Origin of the sequence: Providencia sp. 21OH12SH02B-Prov, assembly GCF_027362595.1 — a bacterium.
Classification (GTDB): Bacteria; Pseudomonadota; Gammaproteobacteria; order Enterobacterales; family Enterobacteriaceae; genus Providencia; species Providencia zhejiangensis.
Map to the genome: position 1 here is coordinate 999,676 of NZ_CP114796.1, position 16,545 is coordinate 1,016,220.

A 16,545-nucleotide genomic window follows, 5' to 3' on the forward strand; every position below is an offset into this window, starting at 1 on the left:
TTGTGCTGAAATATCGTTTACTAACAGCGATAGTGTTAATACCGCTGGTCATTGCTGCGCTTTTTTTACTGTCACCCGCTGCTTTTGGTTATGTGGTGATCGCGGTATGTGCATTAGGGGCGTGGGAATGGGCACAATTTGCAGGTTGGCGTACTCAACCTAAACGCATTGGCCTCGCGATTGTTTTTGCTGTCGTGTTATTGGCGATGCAATGCTCTTTTGCTGACATGATACATTTGGAGAATGAGCCGCTAATATTATATGGTTTATGGGCTGGCCTTGTTTGGTGGCTTGTGGCAATTTTGCTTGTCGTTACTTTCCCGACATCGGCAAAAACATGGGGTCAATCAGTAGTGATACGCCTACTATTTGGTGTGTTAACGATCATTCCTTTCTATTGTGGGATGATGGTACTCAGAACGATTGGTTACCACAGTGACACTTTCTTTGGTGCTTGGTGGTTACTCTATGTTATGTTGCTGGTATGGGGCGCAGATTCTGGCGCCTACGCATTTGGGCGTACGATGGGACGCCATAAAATGGCACCAAGAGTCTCCCCCGGTAAAACGTGGGAAGGATTAGTCGGTGGCTTAATCACGGCAGGTATCATCTCTTGGCTATTTAGTTTATTCGCGCCAATCCCTGTCATGCCGGATTATTTGCTAGTTACATCAATTATTGTTGTTGTAGTATCTGTATTCGGTGATTTGACTGAAAGTATGTTTAAGCGCCAATCAGACATTAAGGACAGTAGTCATTTAATTCCGGGGCATGGTGGAATTCTTGACCGAATTGATAGTCTAACAGCAGCGATACCAGTATTTGCGGGTTTAAATTTATTAGTTTTTAATGGATTTGGTCTCTAGGATAAGACATGGGCTTTTTTTGGAGTTTAGCGGCATTTATTATCGCCATTGGCGTGTTAATTACCGTACATGAATTTGGGCACTTTTGGATCGCACGTCGCTGTGGCGTCTATGTCGAACGTTTTTCGATCGGGTTTGGGAAAACGTTATGGCGTAAGGTAGACCGACAAGGTACTGAATTTGTTATTGCCATGATCCCATTAGGTGGCTACGTCAAAATGCTTGATGAGCGTGTCGGTGATGTGTCACCTGAACGTCGTCATATGGCATTTAACAATAAAACCATTGGACAGAGAGCCGCGATTATTAGCGCAGGACCAATTGCGAACTTTTTACTAGCAATTGTTGTCTACTGGGTGGTGTTTATGATTGGTATTCCGTCAGTACGCCCAGTGGTTGAAGATGTCAAATCCGGATCGATTGCGGCGACAGCCAATATTTCGCCGGGTATGGAACTAAAATCGATTGATGGTATCGAAACGCCTGACTGGAATGCAATTCGTTTAGCGCTAGTGGGAAAAATTGGTGATCGTGAACTCACGATGGAGGTGATACCTCAAGGGTTTAATGAACCTATCACCAAAACGGTTGATTTAACCACATGGCAATTTGATCCTGAAACACAAGACCCTGTTCTTTCCATAGGGCTCATGCCTGTTTCTGCTCGAATCGACCCTGTGATATCGAAAGTGTCACCGGGCCTTGCGGCTGAACGCGCGGGTTTACAACCTGGGGATAGAATTGTTAGCGTAAATGGGGAAGCCGTCGATCTGTGGAATCCAGTGACTCGATTTATTCGTAATAGTCCGAATCAGCCATTGAAATTAGAGGTTGAAAGAAATAATCAGGTCATTGCGCTGGTATTGACGCCAGACAGCCAAAATGGAAAGAATGGAAAGCAAATTGGATTTGCGGGAGTTGAACTAACAGTGTTACCGTTAGCGGATGAATACAGAATGGTACAGCAATACGGACCATTCGCTGCTATCTATCAAGCTAGCGATAAAACATGGCAGTTAATGAAACTGACCGTCAATATGATGGGTAAATTAGTTGTTGGGGATGTCAAACTTAACAACTTGAGTGGACCGATATCGATCGCTAAAGGTGCGGGGGTATCGGCAGAATCAGGCTTGGTATATTATTTGATGTTCATTGCGCTGATAAGCGTGAACTTGGGCATTATCAATTTGTTTCCATTGCCTGTTTTAGATGGGGGGCACTTGCTCTTCCTGTTAATTGAAAAAATTAAAGGGAGTCCAGTGTCTGAGCGAGTACAAGACTTTAGTTATCGGATAGGTGCAATGGCATTGATTCTGTTAATGGGACTTGCACTTTTTAATGATTTCTCTCGCTTCTAACAAGTAAGCTGGGGACCAGTAAGGAATACGCATAACAACGATGGCGATGAAAAAGTTGCTCATAGCGTCGCTGCTGTTTGGCAGCGCCACTGCATACGGTTCAGACGGATTCGTAGTTAAGGACATTCGTTTCGAAGGTCTACAACGCGTCGCCGTTGGTGCAGCATTATTGAACATGCCTGTTAGGGTAGGTGACTCGATTGATAACGAAGATATTAGCCGTTCAATCCGTTCTCTATTCTCTACCGGCAACTTCGAAGATGTTAGGGTCCTGCGTGATGGAAACACGCTGATCGTTCAAGTTAAAGAGCGACCAACCATCGCGAGTATCACTTTTACAGGCAATAAATCTGTTAAAGATGATATGCTCAAACAAAACTTGGAAGCATCAAACATTCGTGTCGGTGAAGCTCTTGACCGTACGACGATAGCGAACATTGAGAAGGGTCTAGAAGACTTCTACTATAGCGTTGGTAAATACAACGCGACAGTAAAAGCCGTTGCTACGCCACTGCCGCGTAACCGTGTTGATTTAAAATTTGTGTTCTCTGAAGGTGTGTCTGCAAAAATTCAGCAGATTAACGTTGTGGGTAACAAAAATTACACGACGGCAGAATTGGTTAACAAATTCCAATTACGCGATGATGTACCATGGTGGAACTTAGCGGCAGACCAAAAATATCAAAAACAAAAACTGGCTGGTGACTTAGAAACTCTGCGTAGCTTCTATCTTGATCGTGGCTATGCGCGTTTCAACATCGACTCCACTCAAGTCAGCTTGACGCCAGACAAAAAAGATATCTACATTACGATTAATGTCACTGAAGGCGATCAATATAAGATCTCTGGTGTGGAAATTAATGGTAATACCGCAGATCATCTAACGGAAATTCAAGAACTCATTACGATCACGCCGGGTGAATTGTATAACGGCACCCAAGTGACGAGTATGGAAAATAAAATTAAGGACCTTCTCGGTCGTTATGGTTATGCCTATCCTCGTGTAATGACGCAGCCTGAAATCAATGATGAAGATAAAACAGTTAAACTGCATGTTAATATCGATGCAGGTAACCGTTTCTATGTTCGCCAAATTCGTTTCCAAGGTAATGATACGAGTAAAGACTCTGTTCTCCGTCGTGAAATGCGTCAGATGGAAGGGGCTTGGTTGGGGAACGACTTAGTTGAATTAGGTAAAGAACGTCTCAATCGTACAGGTTTCTTTGAAACAGTTGATGTTGAAACTCAACGGATCCCAGGTAGCCCAGACCAAGTCGATGTGGTTTACAAAGTGAAAGAACGTAATACAGGTTCCATGAACTTTGGTGTCGGTTTTGGTACTGAGAGTGGTGTGAGTTTCCAAGTTGGTGTCACCCAAGATAACTGGTTAGGAACAGGTAATGCTGTTGGCATCAACGCAAGTAAAAATGATTACTCAACCAACGTTGAGATGTCATTTACGGATCCTTACTTTACCGTTAACGGTGTGAGTTTAGGCGGTCGTATATTCTATAATGACTTCCGTGCAAAAGATGCAGACCTGTCTGGTTATACGAATAAGACTTATGGTTTAGATAGCTTCTTAAGCTTCCCATTCAATGAAAATAACTCATTCCGCCTCGGCGCAGGTTATGTTCATAACTCATTGTCTGATATGCGTCCGCAAGCCGCGATGTGGGATTACCTCTACTCAATGGGAGATAAACCACCAATCAATGATGATGGCCGCAATAAAGAGAAGTTTAATGCAGATGACTTCACTGTTAACGTAGGTTGGACTTATAATTCATTGAACCGTGGTTTCTTCCCAACATCGGGTAATAAAACCAGTGTTTCAGGTAAGATTACTGTTCCAGGCTCTGATAACGAGTACTATAAACTGCGTTTCGACACCGCTCAATACGTTCCACTCAACGAAGATGAAACGTGGGTTATCTTAGGTCGTGCACAAGCAGGTTTCGGTGATGGTATCGGCAGTAAGCAAATGCCATTCTACGAAAACTTCTATGCGGGTGGTTCAAGTACTATTCGTGGTTTCCGCTCTAATAACATCGGGCCAAAAGCGGTTTATCTGAAAAATGTGAATGGCAAAGTCGGCCCAGAACCAGGTAGCCCATCGAGTGATGCTGTTGGTGGTAACGCAATGTATGCAGCGTCTTTTGAGCTGATTACACCAACACCATTCATTGATGAGAAATATGCGAATACGGTGAGAACATCATTATTTGTTGATGCAGGAACCGTGTGGGATACCAATTGGAATAGTATTAATCCTGAGTGGCGTGCAGGCATGCCTGATTATGGTAAAGCGACGAATATTCGAGCTTCCGCTGGGGTTGCTTTACAATGGATGTCACCACTTGGACCTCTGGTCTTCTCCTATGCGCAGCCTATTAAGGACTACGAAGGGGATAAATCAGAACAGTTCCAATTTAATATTGGTAGAACATGGTAATCTAGACTGTGTCTATTTAAGGAAAGCCCTCACACATTAATGTGAGGGTAACTAAAATTTCCAGCCATAAATATGGGTTAAGGAGTTTCGTGTGAAAAAATTGTTGTGTGCGGCGGGTGTGAGTCTGGCTTTGGCTATGTCTGCGGGTGCTTATGCAGATAAAATTGCTGTCGTGAACGTTGGTGAAATTTTCCAAAACATGCCAGCACGCGAAGCCGTTGCTAAACAGCTTGAAAGCGAATTTAAAAGCCGTGCGACAGAGTTGCAGAACTTGGAAAAAGATCTACAGTCACGTGTCGAAAAATTGCGTCGTGACGGTGCAACAATGAAGCAAAGCGAACGTGAAAAACAAGAAAAAGAGCTGATGACCAAGCGTGATCAGTTTGCAGAAAAAGCTCAGAAATTTGAAGAAGACAATCGTCGTCGTCAAATGGAAGAACGTAACAAAATCCTAAGCCGTATTCAGGATTCTATTAAATCTGTCGCTGCCAAAGAAGGCTATGATGTGGTTATCGATGCAAATGCAGTTGCTTATGCAAAAGATAGCGTAGACATTACCAGTCAGGTTCAAAAGCAGGTTAAATAATAGATGTCCTCAATTCGATTGGCTGATCTTGCTCAGCAGTTGAATGCACAGTTACACGGTGATGGCAATATTGTCATCACCGGTATTGCTCCGATGTATTCAGCAAATAATCAACAAATCACATTCCTGTCAGATAGCCGTTATAGCGATAAACTTGCAGAGTGTCAGGCTGCTGCGGTTGTGTTAACAGCTAAAGACCTTAGTGCTTGTAAGGTTGCAGCGCTGGTGGTTGATAATCCTTACCTTGCTTATGCACGCATGGCACAAATCATGGATACCACACCAAGTCCAGCAGAAAACATTCACCCTTCAGCAGTTATCGCTGAAGATGCGCAGGTTGGTAGCAACGTGGCGATAGGTGCAAATGCGGTTATTGAAAGTGGTGTTGTGCTTGGTGATAACGTTGTAATTGGTGCTGGTTGTTTTGTGGGTAAACATGCCCGTATTGGTGCCGGTAGTCGTCTCTGGGCGAATGTTAGTATCTATCATCATGTTGAAATCGGTGAGCAATGTTTGATCCAGTCAGGTACAGTGATTGGTTCCGATGGTTTTGGTTACGCAAATGACCGTGGCAATTGGGTTAAAATACCGCAACTCGGCACAGTTATTATTGGTGATCGCGTCGAAATTGGTGCCTGCACAACGATTGATCGTGGCGCATTGGATAACACGGTTATTGGTAGCAATGTCATTATTGATAACCAATGCCAGATAGCGCATAACGTTAATATTGGCGAGGGTACCGCTGTCGCCGGTGGCGTTATCATGGCTGGCAGTTTAAAAATAGGTCGCTACTGTATGATTGGTGGAGCCAGCGTCATTAATGGTCATATGGAAATTTGTGATAAGGTGACCGTCACAGGTATGGGAATGGTTATGAGACCAATCACAGAACCTGGTGTATACTCTTCTGGTATTCCTTTACAGCCTAATAAAGTTTGGCGTAAAACAGCAGCGTTAGTTTTGAATATCAATGAGATGAATAAGCGTTTGAAAGCTGTTGAACGTGAATTGGACAGCCAAACTCAAAAAAAACAGTAATCATTTTGTAATTCAGGTTAAAATAAGTGACTGAGTTACGTTTTTCCGGCCTGCCAGTTAACCTAAGTTTATGGTTAAAGCAGGCCGATTCGTTAATTAAATTGTATTTATAGACAGGAAGAGTATTTCGATGAGTGATAATCATACTCTGAATATTGAAGAGATTTTAGAACTACTTCCACACCGCTATCCGTTCCTTTTGGTTGATCGCGTACTGGATTTTGAAAAAGGAAAATCTCTGCGTGCAGTAAAAAATGTTTCATTTAATGAGCCATTTTTCCAAGGGCATTTTCCAGGCAAACCGATTTTCCCAGGCGTATTGATTCTAGAAGCCATGGCACAAGCTACAGGTATTCTGGCATTTAAGAGTGTCGGTAAACTAGAGCCGGGTGAATTGTATTATTTTGCAGCGATTGATAATGCGCGTTTCAAACGTCCTGTATTACCGGGAGATCAAATGATCCTCGAAGTCGAGTTCATTAAAGAACGTCGTGGCGTTGCACGTTTTAAAGGTGTTGCAAAAGTAGATGGAGAAGTGGCCTGCGAAGCTGAAATGATGTGCGCCCGTCGCCGTGAGGTCTGATATGATTGATAAAACAGCCTGTATTCATCCCTCATCGATTGTCGAAGATGGAGCTATTATCGGTGCCAATGTTCGTATTGGCCCTTTTTGTTATATTGGTGCTAACGTTGAAATAGGTGAAGGCACTGAGCTCAAATCTCACATTGTCATTAATGGCTATACCAAAATTGGTCGTGATAATGTGATCTTTCAGTTTGCTTCGATTGGTGAAATTAACCAAGATCTGAAATATCAAGGTGAGCCAACACGCGTCGAAATCGGTGATAGAAACCGGATTAGAGAAAGTGTGACTATCCATCGTGGCACAACCCAAGGTGGTAGCTTGACCAAAGTGGGTGATGACAACCTATTTATGGTCAACGTGCATATCGCTCACGACTGTATTATTGGTAACCGTTGTATCATTGCCAACAACGGTACATTGGGTGGCCATGTTATTTTAGGTGATTTCGCGATAATTGGCGGTATGACTGCTGTTCACCAGTTTTGTCAAATTGGTGCTCACGTTATGGTTGGTGGTTGTTCTGGTGTGGCACAAGATGTCCCCCCTTACGTTATCGCACAAGGTAACCATGCAACGCCTTATGGCCTAAACATTGAAGGCTTAAAGCGCCGCGGCTTTGATAAAGAGTCTTTGCATGCGATCCGTAATGCTTATAAAACCCTTTATCGTTCAGGCAAGTCACTTGAAGAAGCACGTAGTGAAATTGCCGAGCTTGCTCAAGCAAATCCTCACGTAAAAGTTTTCAGTGATTTCCTTGAAAACTCGGCTGAGTCTAACCGTGGTATTATTCGCTAATTGTTCTTTACGCGAGTGAAGTCAGGTCGTTAGCCGGGGGTTGTTTACCTTTGTTGTTTATTATTACCCTGATTTAAGGGAATTAATAAGCTGATGATTCAAGTATGATATTGAATAAAATTAGGTTCATTTAAACCGAAAATTAGAAAGCGTAGCCCTCGGGTTCGATAAAAACCGTTTTTCTTATGTTAAGAATTTTTGTCGAGATAAAACGGTTTAATGCGAATAAAAATTGACCACCAAAGGTAAGCAGCCCCTAAGGAGAGAATTTTGGCGAATCATAACCGCCCACTGACTATCGGCCTTGTTGCTGGAGAAACATCTGGCGATATACTCGGCGCTGGGCTTATCCGAGCACTGAAAGAACAAGTTCCTGATGCACGTTTTGTTGGCGTGGCGGGGCCTTTAATGCAAGCGGAAGGTTGTGAAGCTTGGTATGAAATGGAAGAGTTGGCAGTGATGGGTGTCGTTGAAGTATTAGGTCGGCTCCCTCGGTTACTTTCTATTCGTAAAGACCTGACCAAACGCTTTACACAGTTGCAGCCAGATATTTTTGTCGGTATTGATGCACCTGATTTTAATATTACCCTTGAAGGCAAATTAAAATCAAAAGGCATTAAAACTATTCATTATGTTAGTCCATCCGTTTGGGCATGGCGACAAAAGCGTGTTTTCAAAATTGGGCGCTCGACAAACTTAGTGCTTGCTTTTTTACCTTTTGAAAAAGCGTTTTATGATCGCTTTAATGTTCCGTGCCGCTTTATTGGGCATACCATGGCCGATGCAATTCCTCTTCATGTCGATAAAATAGCGGCAAGACAACGTCTTGGTATACCTGAGGAAGGAAAATGTTTAGCGCTATTACCGGGAAGTCGGCACTCTGAAGTCGAAATGCTCAGTGCTGATTTTTTACAAACCGCTAAAATTTTGCACCAGCACTTTATTGACCTGCATATTGTTGTACCTCTCGTCAATCAAAAACGTCGTGAGCAATTTGAATCGATTCGTCAACAGGTCGCCCCTGAGTTAACGATTCATCTGTTAGATGGGCAGGCTAGAGATGCCATGATCGCGGCGGATGCGACCCTACTTGCCTCGGGTACTGCTGCGTTGGAATGCATGTTAACCAAGTGTCCGATGGTGGTTGGCTACCGTATGAAGCCTTTCACTTTTTGGTTAGCAAAACGGTTAGTGAAAACACCTTATGTTTCACTGCCAAACTTACTGGCTGAAAAAGAAATAGTTAAAGAGTTGCTCCAAGAAGAGTGCCAACCTGATAATTTAGCTCAGCAGTTAATTCCATTATTGGAAGGGGGGGAGCAGGTGGAACAGTTAAAAGCAACATTTTTACAGCTTCACCAATTGATTCGCTGCGATGCAGATAAACAAGCGGCTGATGCTGTATTGGATTTGGTTCGAAATTAATGGATTTTATATACCCTAAAGCCAACTTAATTGCTGGCGTAGATGAAGTCGGACGTGGTCCGTTGGTGGGGGCGGTTGTCACCGCCGCGGTTATATTAGATCCTACCAAACCGATCATCGGTTTGACGGATTCGAAAAAATTAACGGAAAAAAAGCGCGAAAAGCTGTTTGTTGAAATCCAAGAAAAAGCCTTATGTTGGTGTATTGGCCGAGCAGAACCAGAAGAAATTGATGAACTCAATATTCTGCATGCAACAATGTTGGCGATGCAGCGGGCCGTTGCTGGTTTAAGTATGACACCGGATTTTGTCTTAGTGGATGGCAATCGTTGCCCTACATTATCGATGCCTTCACAAGCCGTCGTCAAAGGTGATAGTTTAGTTCAGGAAATCAGCGCCGCTTCCATTTTAGCCAAAGTGGTTAGAGATCGTGAAATGGTTGAGTTGGATATAGCTTACCCTGAATATGGTTTTGCTAAGCATAAAGGCTATCCAACCGCATATCATTTAGAAAAACTCGCACAATTTGGTGCAACAAAATTTCATCGTAAGAGTTTTGCTCCAGTGCGTCGTGCATTAGAAGCGAAAAATTGAGTATAAATTAGATGGCTGAACCTCGTTTTATTCACTTACGTGTTCATAGTGATTATTCAATGATTGATGGGCTGGCAAAAACTGGCCCATTAGTCAAAAAAGTGGCAGCAATGGGGATGCCAGCACTTGCTATTACCGATTTTACGAACCTGTGCGGTTTAGTAAAATTCTATGGAGCAGCGCACGGTGCTGGTATCAAACCCATCATTGGGGCTGACTTTTTTGTTGAAAGCGAGCAACTCGGCGACGAAATCGCACACTTAACCGTGTTGGCTCGTAACAATGAAGGGTATCAAAACCTAACTCTTTTGATCTCAGAAGCGTATCAAAAAGGTTACGGTGCGATTGGCCCGACCATTCACCGTGATTGGCTGGTAAAACATAAAGAAGGACTGATTTTACTGTCTGGTGGCCGCCAAGGGGATGTCGGGCAGTTTTTATTACGTGGTAATCAAACGCTGGTTGATGAATGCTTAGCATTTTATGAAACCCACTTTCCTGGTTGTTATTATCTTGAATTAATTAGAACAGGAAGGCCTGATGAAGAAAGCTATTTGCATGCGGCGGTAGAGCTTGCCACACAGCGTGGTTTGCCGGTTGTTGCAACGAATGATGTACGCTTTATTGAAAGTAGCGATTTTGATGCTCATGAAATACGTGTAGCAATCCATGACGGATTTACCTTATCTGACCCTAAAAGGCCTAAAAAATATAGCCCTCAGCAATACTTACGTACGGAAGAAGAGATGTGCGAGCTATTCGCCGACATCCCTGAAGCGCTTGAAAATAGTGTAGAGATTGCTAAGCGTTGTAATGTCACCATTCGTCTCGGTGAGTACTTTCTCCCCCAATTCCCTACTGGGGACATGAAAACAGAAGACTTTTTGGTTATGCGCTCAAAAGAAGGATTAGAAGAGCGCCTCGAGTTTCTATTCCCTGATGAGAAAGTGAGAGCAGAAAGACGGCCTGAATATGATGAGCGTTTAGACATTGAGCTTAACGTTATTAACCAAATGGGGTTCCCTGGTTACTTTTTGATCGTGATGGAGTTTATTCAATGGTCGAAAGATAATGGCGTACCAGTCGGTCCAGGGCGTGGTTCCGGTGCGGGGTCACTTGTTGCATATGCGCTGAAAATTACCGATTTGGATCCCTTGGAGTTCGACCTCCTTTTTGAACGATTCTTAAACCCAGAACGTGTTTCTATGCCGGACTTTGACGTCGACTTTTGTATGGAAAAACGTGATCAGGTGATTGACCACGTTGCTCAAATGTATGGGCGAGATGCCGTTTCTCAGATTATTACATTCGGTACTATGGCCGCAAAAGCGGTGATCCGCGACGTAGGGCGAGTATTGGGGCATCCGTATGGCTTCATGGATCGGATTTCGAAATTGGTTCCCCCTGATCCGGGTATGACCCTAGATAAGGCATTTGAAGCCGAACCACAGTTACCTGAAATTTACGAGGCAGATGAAGAAGTTAAAGCGCTGATTGATATGGCGCGTAAACTTGAAGGTGTCACGCGTAACGCAGGAAAACATGCGGGGGGCGTTGTTATTGCCCCCACCAAAATTACAGACTTTGCGCCGCTTTATTGTGATGCGGAAGGTAATAACCCAGTTACTCAGTTCGATAAAAATGATGTCGAATATGCGGGGTTGGTCAAGTTCGACTTTTTGGGGTTACGTACCCTAACGATCATCAACTGGGCATTAGAGATGATCAATGCAAGGCGAGCCAAGAAAGGGCTTGAGCCTATCGACATTGCCGCAATCCCGCTGGATGATCAAAAAAGTTTTGATATGCTGCAACGTTCAGAAACGACCGCGGTATTCCAGCTGGAATCCCGAGGCATGAAAGATCTGATCAAGCGGCTACGTCCTGACTGTTTTGAAGATATGATCGCATTGGTTGCCTTGTTCCGTCCTGGTCCATTGCAATCAGGGATGGTAGATAACTTTATCGACCGTAAACATGGTCGTGAAGAGATCTCATACCCAGACGTACAGTGGCAACATGAATCATTAAAACCTGTCTTGGAGCCAACTTACGGTATTATCTTATACCAAGAACAGGTTATGCAGATTGCACAGGTATTAGCGGGTTATACGCTAGGTGGCGCAGATATGTTGCGCCGTGCAATGGGGAAAAAGAAACCCGAAGAGATGGCGAAACAGCGTTCTGTTTTTGAAGAGGGCGCGATCAAAAATGGAGTCGATGGGGAACTGTCGATGAAAATCTTTGATCTGGTAGAAAAGTTTGCTGGTTATGGATTTAACAAGTCTCACTCAGCGGCTTATGCTCTGGTTTCGTATCAAACATTGTGGCTGAAAGCTCACTATCCAGCTGAATTTATGGCTGCGGTAATGACGGCGGATATGGATAATACCGAAAAGGTTGTCGGTCTCGTCGACGAATGTTGGCGGATGGGATTGAAAGTATTACCACCTGATATTAATAGTGGACTTTATCATTTTCATGTTAACGATGAAGGTGAAATTGTTTATGGCATTGGTGCCATCAAAGGGGTTGGTGAAGGGCCGATCGAAGCCATTATCGAAGCTCGCCAGAAAGGTGGTATATTTAAAGAAATATTTGATCTTTGTGCTCGCGTTGATCTGAAAAAAATTAACCGCCGTGTTATGGAAAAACTGATCATGGCGGGGGCATTTGATCATTTAGGTCCCCATCGTGCGGCCTTGATGTCTTCATTAGAAGATGCTTTGAAAGCGGCTGATCAGCATGCAAAAGCAGAAGCTATCGGGCAAACGGATATGTTTGGTGTGCTGGCGGAAGCACCCGAACAAGTAGAAAGTTCATACGCAAGCGTCCCCAAATGGCCTGATCAAGTCGTACTTGATGGCGAGCGAGAAACATTGGGGCTTTACTTGACAGGGCACCCAATAACGCGCTACTTAAGTGAGATCGAGCGCTATACTAATGGCTTAAGATTAAAAGATGTGAACCCAACCCCTCGTGGTCAAGTGACAACTGTGGTAGGTTTAGTACTTTCGGCCAAAGTTATTACGACTAAGCGCGGCAATCGAATCGGAATTTGTACGCTTGATGATCGTTCCGGTCGTCTGGATATTATGTTATTTTCAGATGCACTAGATAAATACCAGCACTTGCTGGAAAAAGACACTATCCTGATTGCCACCGGTCAGGTCAGCTTTGATGATTTTAACGGTGGTAATAAAATGACAGTACGGGAGTTAATGGATATTAGTGAAGCAAGGGAAAAATATGCGCGAGGACTTGCTATTTCACTGTCAGATAAACAAATTAATGATCAGTTGCTGAACCGACTTCGCAGCACTCTTGAACCCCATCGTTCAGGAACGATTCCGGTTCATTTGTATTATCAGAAGGATGACGCCAGAGCCAAACTTAAATTTGGGGTTATTTGGCGTGTGACACCCGTTGATGACCTTCTGAACTCTCTGCGAACTCTGCTGGGTAATGAGCAGGTAGAATTAGAATTTGACTAAAATAGGAATATTATGAGTCTGGATTTTCTTGATTTTGAACAGCCAATTGCTGAATTGGAAGCGAAAATTGATTCGCTGACTGCAGTTAGCCGTCAAGACAACAATTTAGAAGTCAACCTAGATGACGAGGTTGCTCGTTTACGTGAAAAAAGTCTTGAGCTGACGCGTAAAATTTTCTCTGATCTGGGTGCATGGCAAATTGCTAAGCTTGCTCGTCACCCACGTCGCCCTTATACATTAGATTATATTGCTCGTATATTCACAGATTTCCAAGAGCTGGCAGGTGATCGTGCTTATGCCGATGATAAAGCTATCGTGGGTGGCATCGCGCGTTTAGATGGTCGTCCAGTGATGGTGATTGGCCACCAAAAAGGCCGTGAAACGAAAGAAAAAATTCGCCGTAATTTTGGTATGCCAGCTCCAGAAGGTTACCGTAAAGCATTGCGCTTAATGGAAATGGCTGAGCGTTTTAATTTACCTATTATTACCTTTATCGATACGCCGGGGGCTTATCCTGGTGTTGGCGCTGAAGAACGTGGTCAATCCGAAGCAATTGCACGTAACTTGCGTGAAATGTCTCGCTTATCTGTCCCAGTCATTTGTACTGTTATTGGCGAAGGCGGCTCTGGTGGTGCATTGGCTATTGGGGTTGGTGATAAAGTGAATATGCTGCAATACAGCACCTATTCGGTTATCTCTCCTGAAGGCTGTGCCTCTATCCTGTGGAAGAGCGCGGATAAAGCCCCATTAGCGGCAGAAGCGATGGGGATCACCGCACCTCGCCTTAAAGAACTCAAATTAATTGATAATGTGGTGACAGAGCCTTTAGGTGGTGCGCATCGTAATTACGATGAAATTTCAGCTTCTTTAAAAGCGCGTATTGTTGAAGATTTGGACGAATTGCTTGAGCTTGATGAAGAAGCATTAAAAAATCGTCGTTACCAGCGTTTAATGGAATACGGCTATTGCTAATTAAGGTTGGCTAGTCACGAAAAACGGGGGTTTGGTTTATCCAGCTCCCGTTTTTTATTATGATTTCTCGAACAATTGAAAGTAAACCTAAGTAAGGGAGATGGATGAGGCAATATAACTATTTAATCTATGCCTTAATGTGTGTACTGATATGGAGCTTTATTCCGATTGTTTCTCGTTTTGGGCAAGAGGGCTTAGATAGCTTTCAATTTTTATTTTGGTCCAACCTAATTTCAGCAATTGCGGTGATATTGGTCGCGATGAGTGCGGGTTATAAACCTGCTAAGCTATTTATTTTGCCGTCTAATACGCTAATTAAAGTGTGTATTTTAGGTGTCTTAGATTGCTTGTTTTATTTGCTTTTGTATTATGGCTACTCGATTGAAAATGGTATTGCCGTACTCGTTATTCAGTATAGTTGGCCTTTAATTATTATCTTATTGTCTGTTTTTTTATTAAAGGACAAGCTAGCAACTCGGCAAATAGCCGGTGTGATTATCGGCTTTATCGCGGTGATTATCACCTTTACCAAAGGTCATATAACCCAACTGCAAGTTGAACATCCTCTAGCTTTACTATTAGTGTTTAGTGGTGCATTTTGTTTTGCGTTAATGTCTGTATTCTCTCGTCAGTATTCTATCGACCCCTATATTAGTACTGTTTGGCTCTTTATTTTTTCGACCTTAACATCATTGGTATTATTACTCTCATTCAGCGCATTTCAGTTGCCCACGGAGACATCGCTTTGGCCAACGATAGTGAATGGGGTACTGATTAATGGCGTATCCTATATTTTATGGTTTAAGGCGATGAATACGGGGCACTCCGCTAAAATTGCCTCTATTGTGTTTTTATCTCCAGTATTATCGGTACTTTGGTTAGTTGTTATTCTAAGCGACCCATTTGAAATTGCTTATATTATCGGGGTGTTGTTAGTGATTATTTCCGGTATCTTATGTGTTGGGCAAGCTAAAAAGCATTAATCATCGTTTAGAAGGGCAGCGAAGAGTGAAACTACCACAAACAATCATTGAGCACGTATTCAATAAGATTGGTAACTATAGCAAAATACTGGTTGGATTTAGTGGTGGTGTTGATTCAACGGTATTACTGCATGCTCTTTATCAAATAAAGAAACATCAACAACCGTTTCTTGAAGTGCGCGCTATTCATATTCATCATGGGCTAAATTCGAAAGCAGACGCTTGGGAAGCGCACTGTTCGAGTTTGTGTGCACAATGGGAAATTCCCTTTATTTGTACGCATGTCACGGTTGATTCTACAAATAGTGGCGTTGAGGCAGCTGCGCGAGAGGCTCGCTATCAAGCTTATCGTGATGCGCTGTTAGAAGATGAAATTATCGTGACGGCACAACATCTGGATGATCAAGCAGAAACATTTCTGTTGGCATTAAAACGAGGTAGCGGGCCAGCAGGGCTTTCATCGATGCCAGAATTATCGACATTTAATGGCCACTACGGGCAAACTTGCCTGCTTCGTCCATTGCTAGCGATATCTCGCGATGATTTAGAGACATATGCCAATGAAGAACAGCTTCCGTGGGTAGAAGATGATAGTAATCAAGATGACCGCTATGACCGTAATTTCCTACGATTGAATATTATGCCTGTTCTGGCACAGCGCTGGCCTCATTTCGCGAAAGCCGTATCACGTAGCGCGGCTTTGTGCGCAGAACAGGAAAACTTGCTTGATGAGCTATTACAAGATGCCCTAGAGGACATGATGGATTATCGTGGTGGTCTATTCATCGATGCATTACAGCCTTGTTCTAGCGCTAAACGTAACGCATTGCTACGACGTTGGATTGGCCTACATCAATTACCCATGCCGCCTTTTAATCAATTACACCGTATTTGGCAGGAAGTCGCGCTTGCTCGTCAGGATGCTGAGCCTATTTGCCAATTAGGCCATATTGATATCCGTCGATATCAAGGCGCTTTATGGGTTGTGCGTCGTATCAATCAATTATTGGGGCAGCAGTATGCTTGGCATTATCCTGACCCGTTTATTTTACCTGAAGCTTTAGGCATTATTGAGGTCATTGCTGATGAAGGGCAAATCCGTCCTCCATTACCAACAGAAAAAGTCACCGTGCGCTTTGGTTTGCAAGGAACACTTAAAATTGTTGGGAGAATGCATTCAAGAAGCAGTAAGAAAATTTGGCAAGAACTGGGAATTCCTCCGTGGATGCGAGAAAGAGTTCCCCTGATTTACTACAATGAGCAGCTAATTACTGCAATAGGGTGTTTTATTACACCGGAAGGCCTTGCCGATGATGATAAACTTGGCATTGCTTTTCATTGGGTCAAATTCGATGAATATCGGTTTAATCAGTAAATGAAAAGAAGA

The 16,545-nt window shown here is 43.3% G+C and carries 13 protein-coding genes; all 13 read left to right on the forward strand.

Translation table 11 applies throughout. The annotated features are described in order from the left end of the window. Positions 1-2 precede the first annotated feature (2 nt). The 13 genes from cdsA to tilS all read left to right on the forward strand — a co-directional run bounded on the left by cdsA (position 3) and on the right by tilS (position 16,533). Complete coding sequence (gene cdsA / locus O7C57_RS04895) at positions 3-866, forward strand: phosphatidate cytidylyltransferase (RefSeq protein ID WP_163862851.1); 864 nt, start codon at positions 3-5, stop codon at positions 864-866. Between the two features lie 8 nt (positions 867-874). Continuing rightward, entirely contained in the window at positions 875-2,227 is a 1,353-nt protein-coding gene (gene rseP, locus O7C57_RS04900) for a sigma E protease regulator RseP (RefSeq protein WP_154623757.1), read from the forward strand. A 40-nt stretch (positions 2,228-2,267) separates the two neighbouring features. Then, entirely contained in the window at positions 2,268-4,682 is a 2,415-nt protein-coding gene (gene bamA, locus O7C57_RS04905; protein WP_154623758.1) for an outer membrane protein assembly factor BamA, read from the forward strand. Positions 4,683-4,773: 91 nt separating this feature from the next. Then, complete coding sequence (gene skp / locus O7C57_RS04910; RefSeq protein ID WP_163862850.1) at positions 4,774-5,268, forward strand: molecular chaperone Skp; 495 nt, start codon at positions 4,774-4,776, stop codon at positions 5,266-5,268. Between the two features lie 3 nt (positions 5,269-5,271). Continuing rightward, positions 5,272-6,309, forward strand: coding sequence for a UDP-3-O-(3-hydroxymyristoyl)glucosamine N-acyltransferase (gene lpxD / locus O7C57_RS04915; RefSeq protein ID WP_154623759.1), 1,038 nt, complete (start codon positions 5,272-5,274; stop codon positions 6,307-6,309). A gap of 130 nt (positions 6,310-6,439) precedes the next feature. Then, on the forward strand, positions 6,440-6,892 hold the full coding sequence (gene fabZ, locus O7C57_RS04920) for a 3-hydroxyacyl-ACP dehydratase FabZ (protein WP_004916757.1): 453 nt from the start codon (positions 6,440-6,442) through the stop codon (positions 6,890-6,892). 1 nt (position 6,893) lies between these two features. After that, positions 6,894-7,691 carry an acyl-ACP--UDP-N-acetylglucosamine O-acyltransferase gene (gene lpxA, locus O7C57_RS04925; RefSeq protein ID WP_154623760.1) on the forward strand — a complete coding sequence of 266 codons (798 nt, stop codon included), beginning with the start codon at positions 6,894-6,896 and terminating at the stop codon, positions 7,689-7,691. Between the two features lie 270 nt (positions 7,692-7,961). Then, complete coding sequence (gene lpxB, locus O7C57_RS04930) at positions 7,962-9,116, forward strand: lipid-A-disaccharide synthase (RefSeq protein WP_154623761.1); 1,155 nt, start codon at positions 7,962-7,964, stop codon at positions 9,114-9,116. Next, positions 9,116-9,709 (forward strand): ribonuclease HII, encoded by a 594-nt coding sequence (gene rnhB, locus O7C57_RS04935; protein ID WP_154623762.1) that lies wholly within the window; start codon positions 9,116-9,118, stop codon positions 9,707-9,709. Before lpxB ends, rnhB begins: the two co-directional genes overlap by 1 nt. Positions 9,710-9,720: 11 nt before the next feature. Beyond that, positions 9,721-13,203: a DNA polymerase III subunit alpha gene (dnaE, locus tag O7C57_RS04940; RefSeq protein ID WP_269723729.1), complete on the forward strand. Its 3,483-nt coding sequence runs from the start codon at positions 9,721-9,723 to the stop codon at positions 13,201-13,203. A gap of 12 nt (positions 13,204-13,215) precedes the next feature. Then, the gene (accA, locus tag O7C57_RS04945) at positions 13,216-14,175 is read left to right on the forward strand and encodes an acetyl-CoA carboxylase carboxyl transferase subunit alpha (RefSeq protein ID WP_154623764.1); all 960 of its coding nucleotides are present in this window, start codon (positions 13,216-13,218) and stop codon (positions 14,173-14,175) included. Between the two features lie 104 nt (positions 14,176-14,279). Further along, positions 14,280-15,158, forward strand: a complete 879-nt coding sequence (locus O7C57_RS04950; RefSeq protein WP_154623765.1) for a DMT family transporter — start codon at positions 14,280-14,282, stop codon at positions 15,156-15,158. 25 nt (positions 15,159-15,183) lie between these two features. Beyond that, positions 15,184-16,533: a tRNA lysidine(34) synthetase TilS gene (gene tilS, locus O7C57_RS04955; RefSeq protein ID WP_196713509.1), complete on the forward strand. Its 1,350-nt coding sequence runs from the start codon at positions 15,184-15,186 to the stop codon at positions 16,531-16,533. Positions 16,534-16,545 lie beyond the last annotated feature (12 nt).

What these genes read in the sequence shown, in the direction of transcription:
- rseP (WP_154623757.1), top strand. Translation starts at nt 875, where the DNA reads ATGGGCTTTTTTTGGAGTTTAGCGGCATTTATTATCGCCATTGGCGTG.
- bamA (WP_154623758.1), top strand. Translation starts at nt 2,268, where the DNA reads ATGGCGATGAAAAAGTTGCTCATAGCGTCGCTGCTGTTTGGCAGCGCC.
- lpxD (WP_154623759.1), top strand. Translation starts at nt 5,272, where the DNA reads ATGTCCTCAATTCGATTGGCTGATCTTGCTCAGCAGTTGAATGCACAG.
- fabZ (WP_004916757.1), top strand. Translation starts at nt 6,440, where the DNA reads ATGAGTGATAATCATACTCTGAATATTGAAGAGATTTTAGAACTACTT.
- lpxA (WP_154623760.1), top strand. Translation starts at nt 6,894, where the DNA reads ATGATTGATAAAACAGCCTGTATTCATCCCTCATCGATTGTCGAAGAT.
- rnhB (WP_154623762.1), top strand. Translation starts at nt 9,116, where the DNA reads ATGGATTTTATATACCCTAAAGCCAACTTAATTGCTGGCGTAGATGAA.
- dnaE (WP_269723729.1), top strand. Translation starts at nt 9,721, where the DNA reads ATGGCTGAACCTCGTTTTATTCACTTACGTGTTCATAGTGATTATTCA.
- accA (WP_154623764.1), top strand. Translation starts at nt 13,216, where the DNA reads ATGAGTCTGGATTTTCTTGATTTTGAACAGCCAATTGCTGAATTGGAA.
- O7C57_RS04950 (WP_154623765.1), top strand. Translation starts at nt 14,280, where the DNA reads ATGAGGCAATATAACTATTTAATCTATGCCTTAATGTGTGTACTGATA.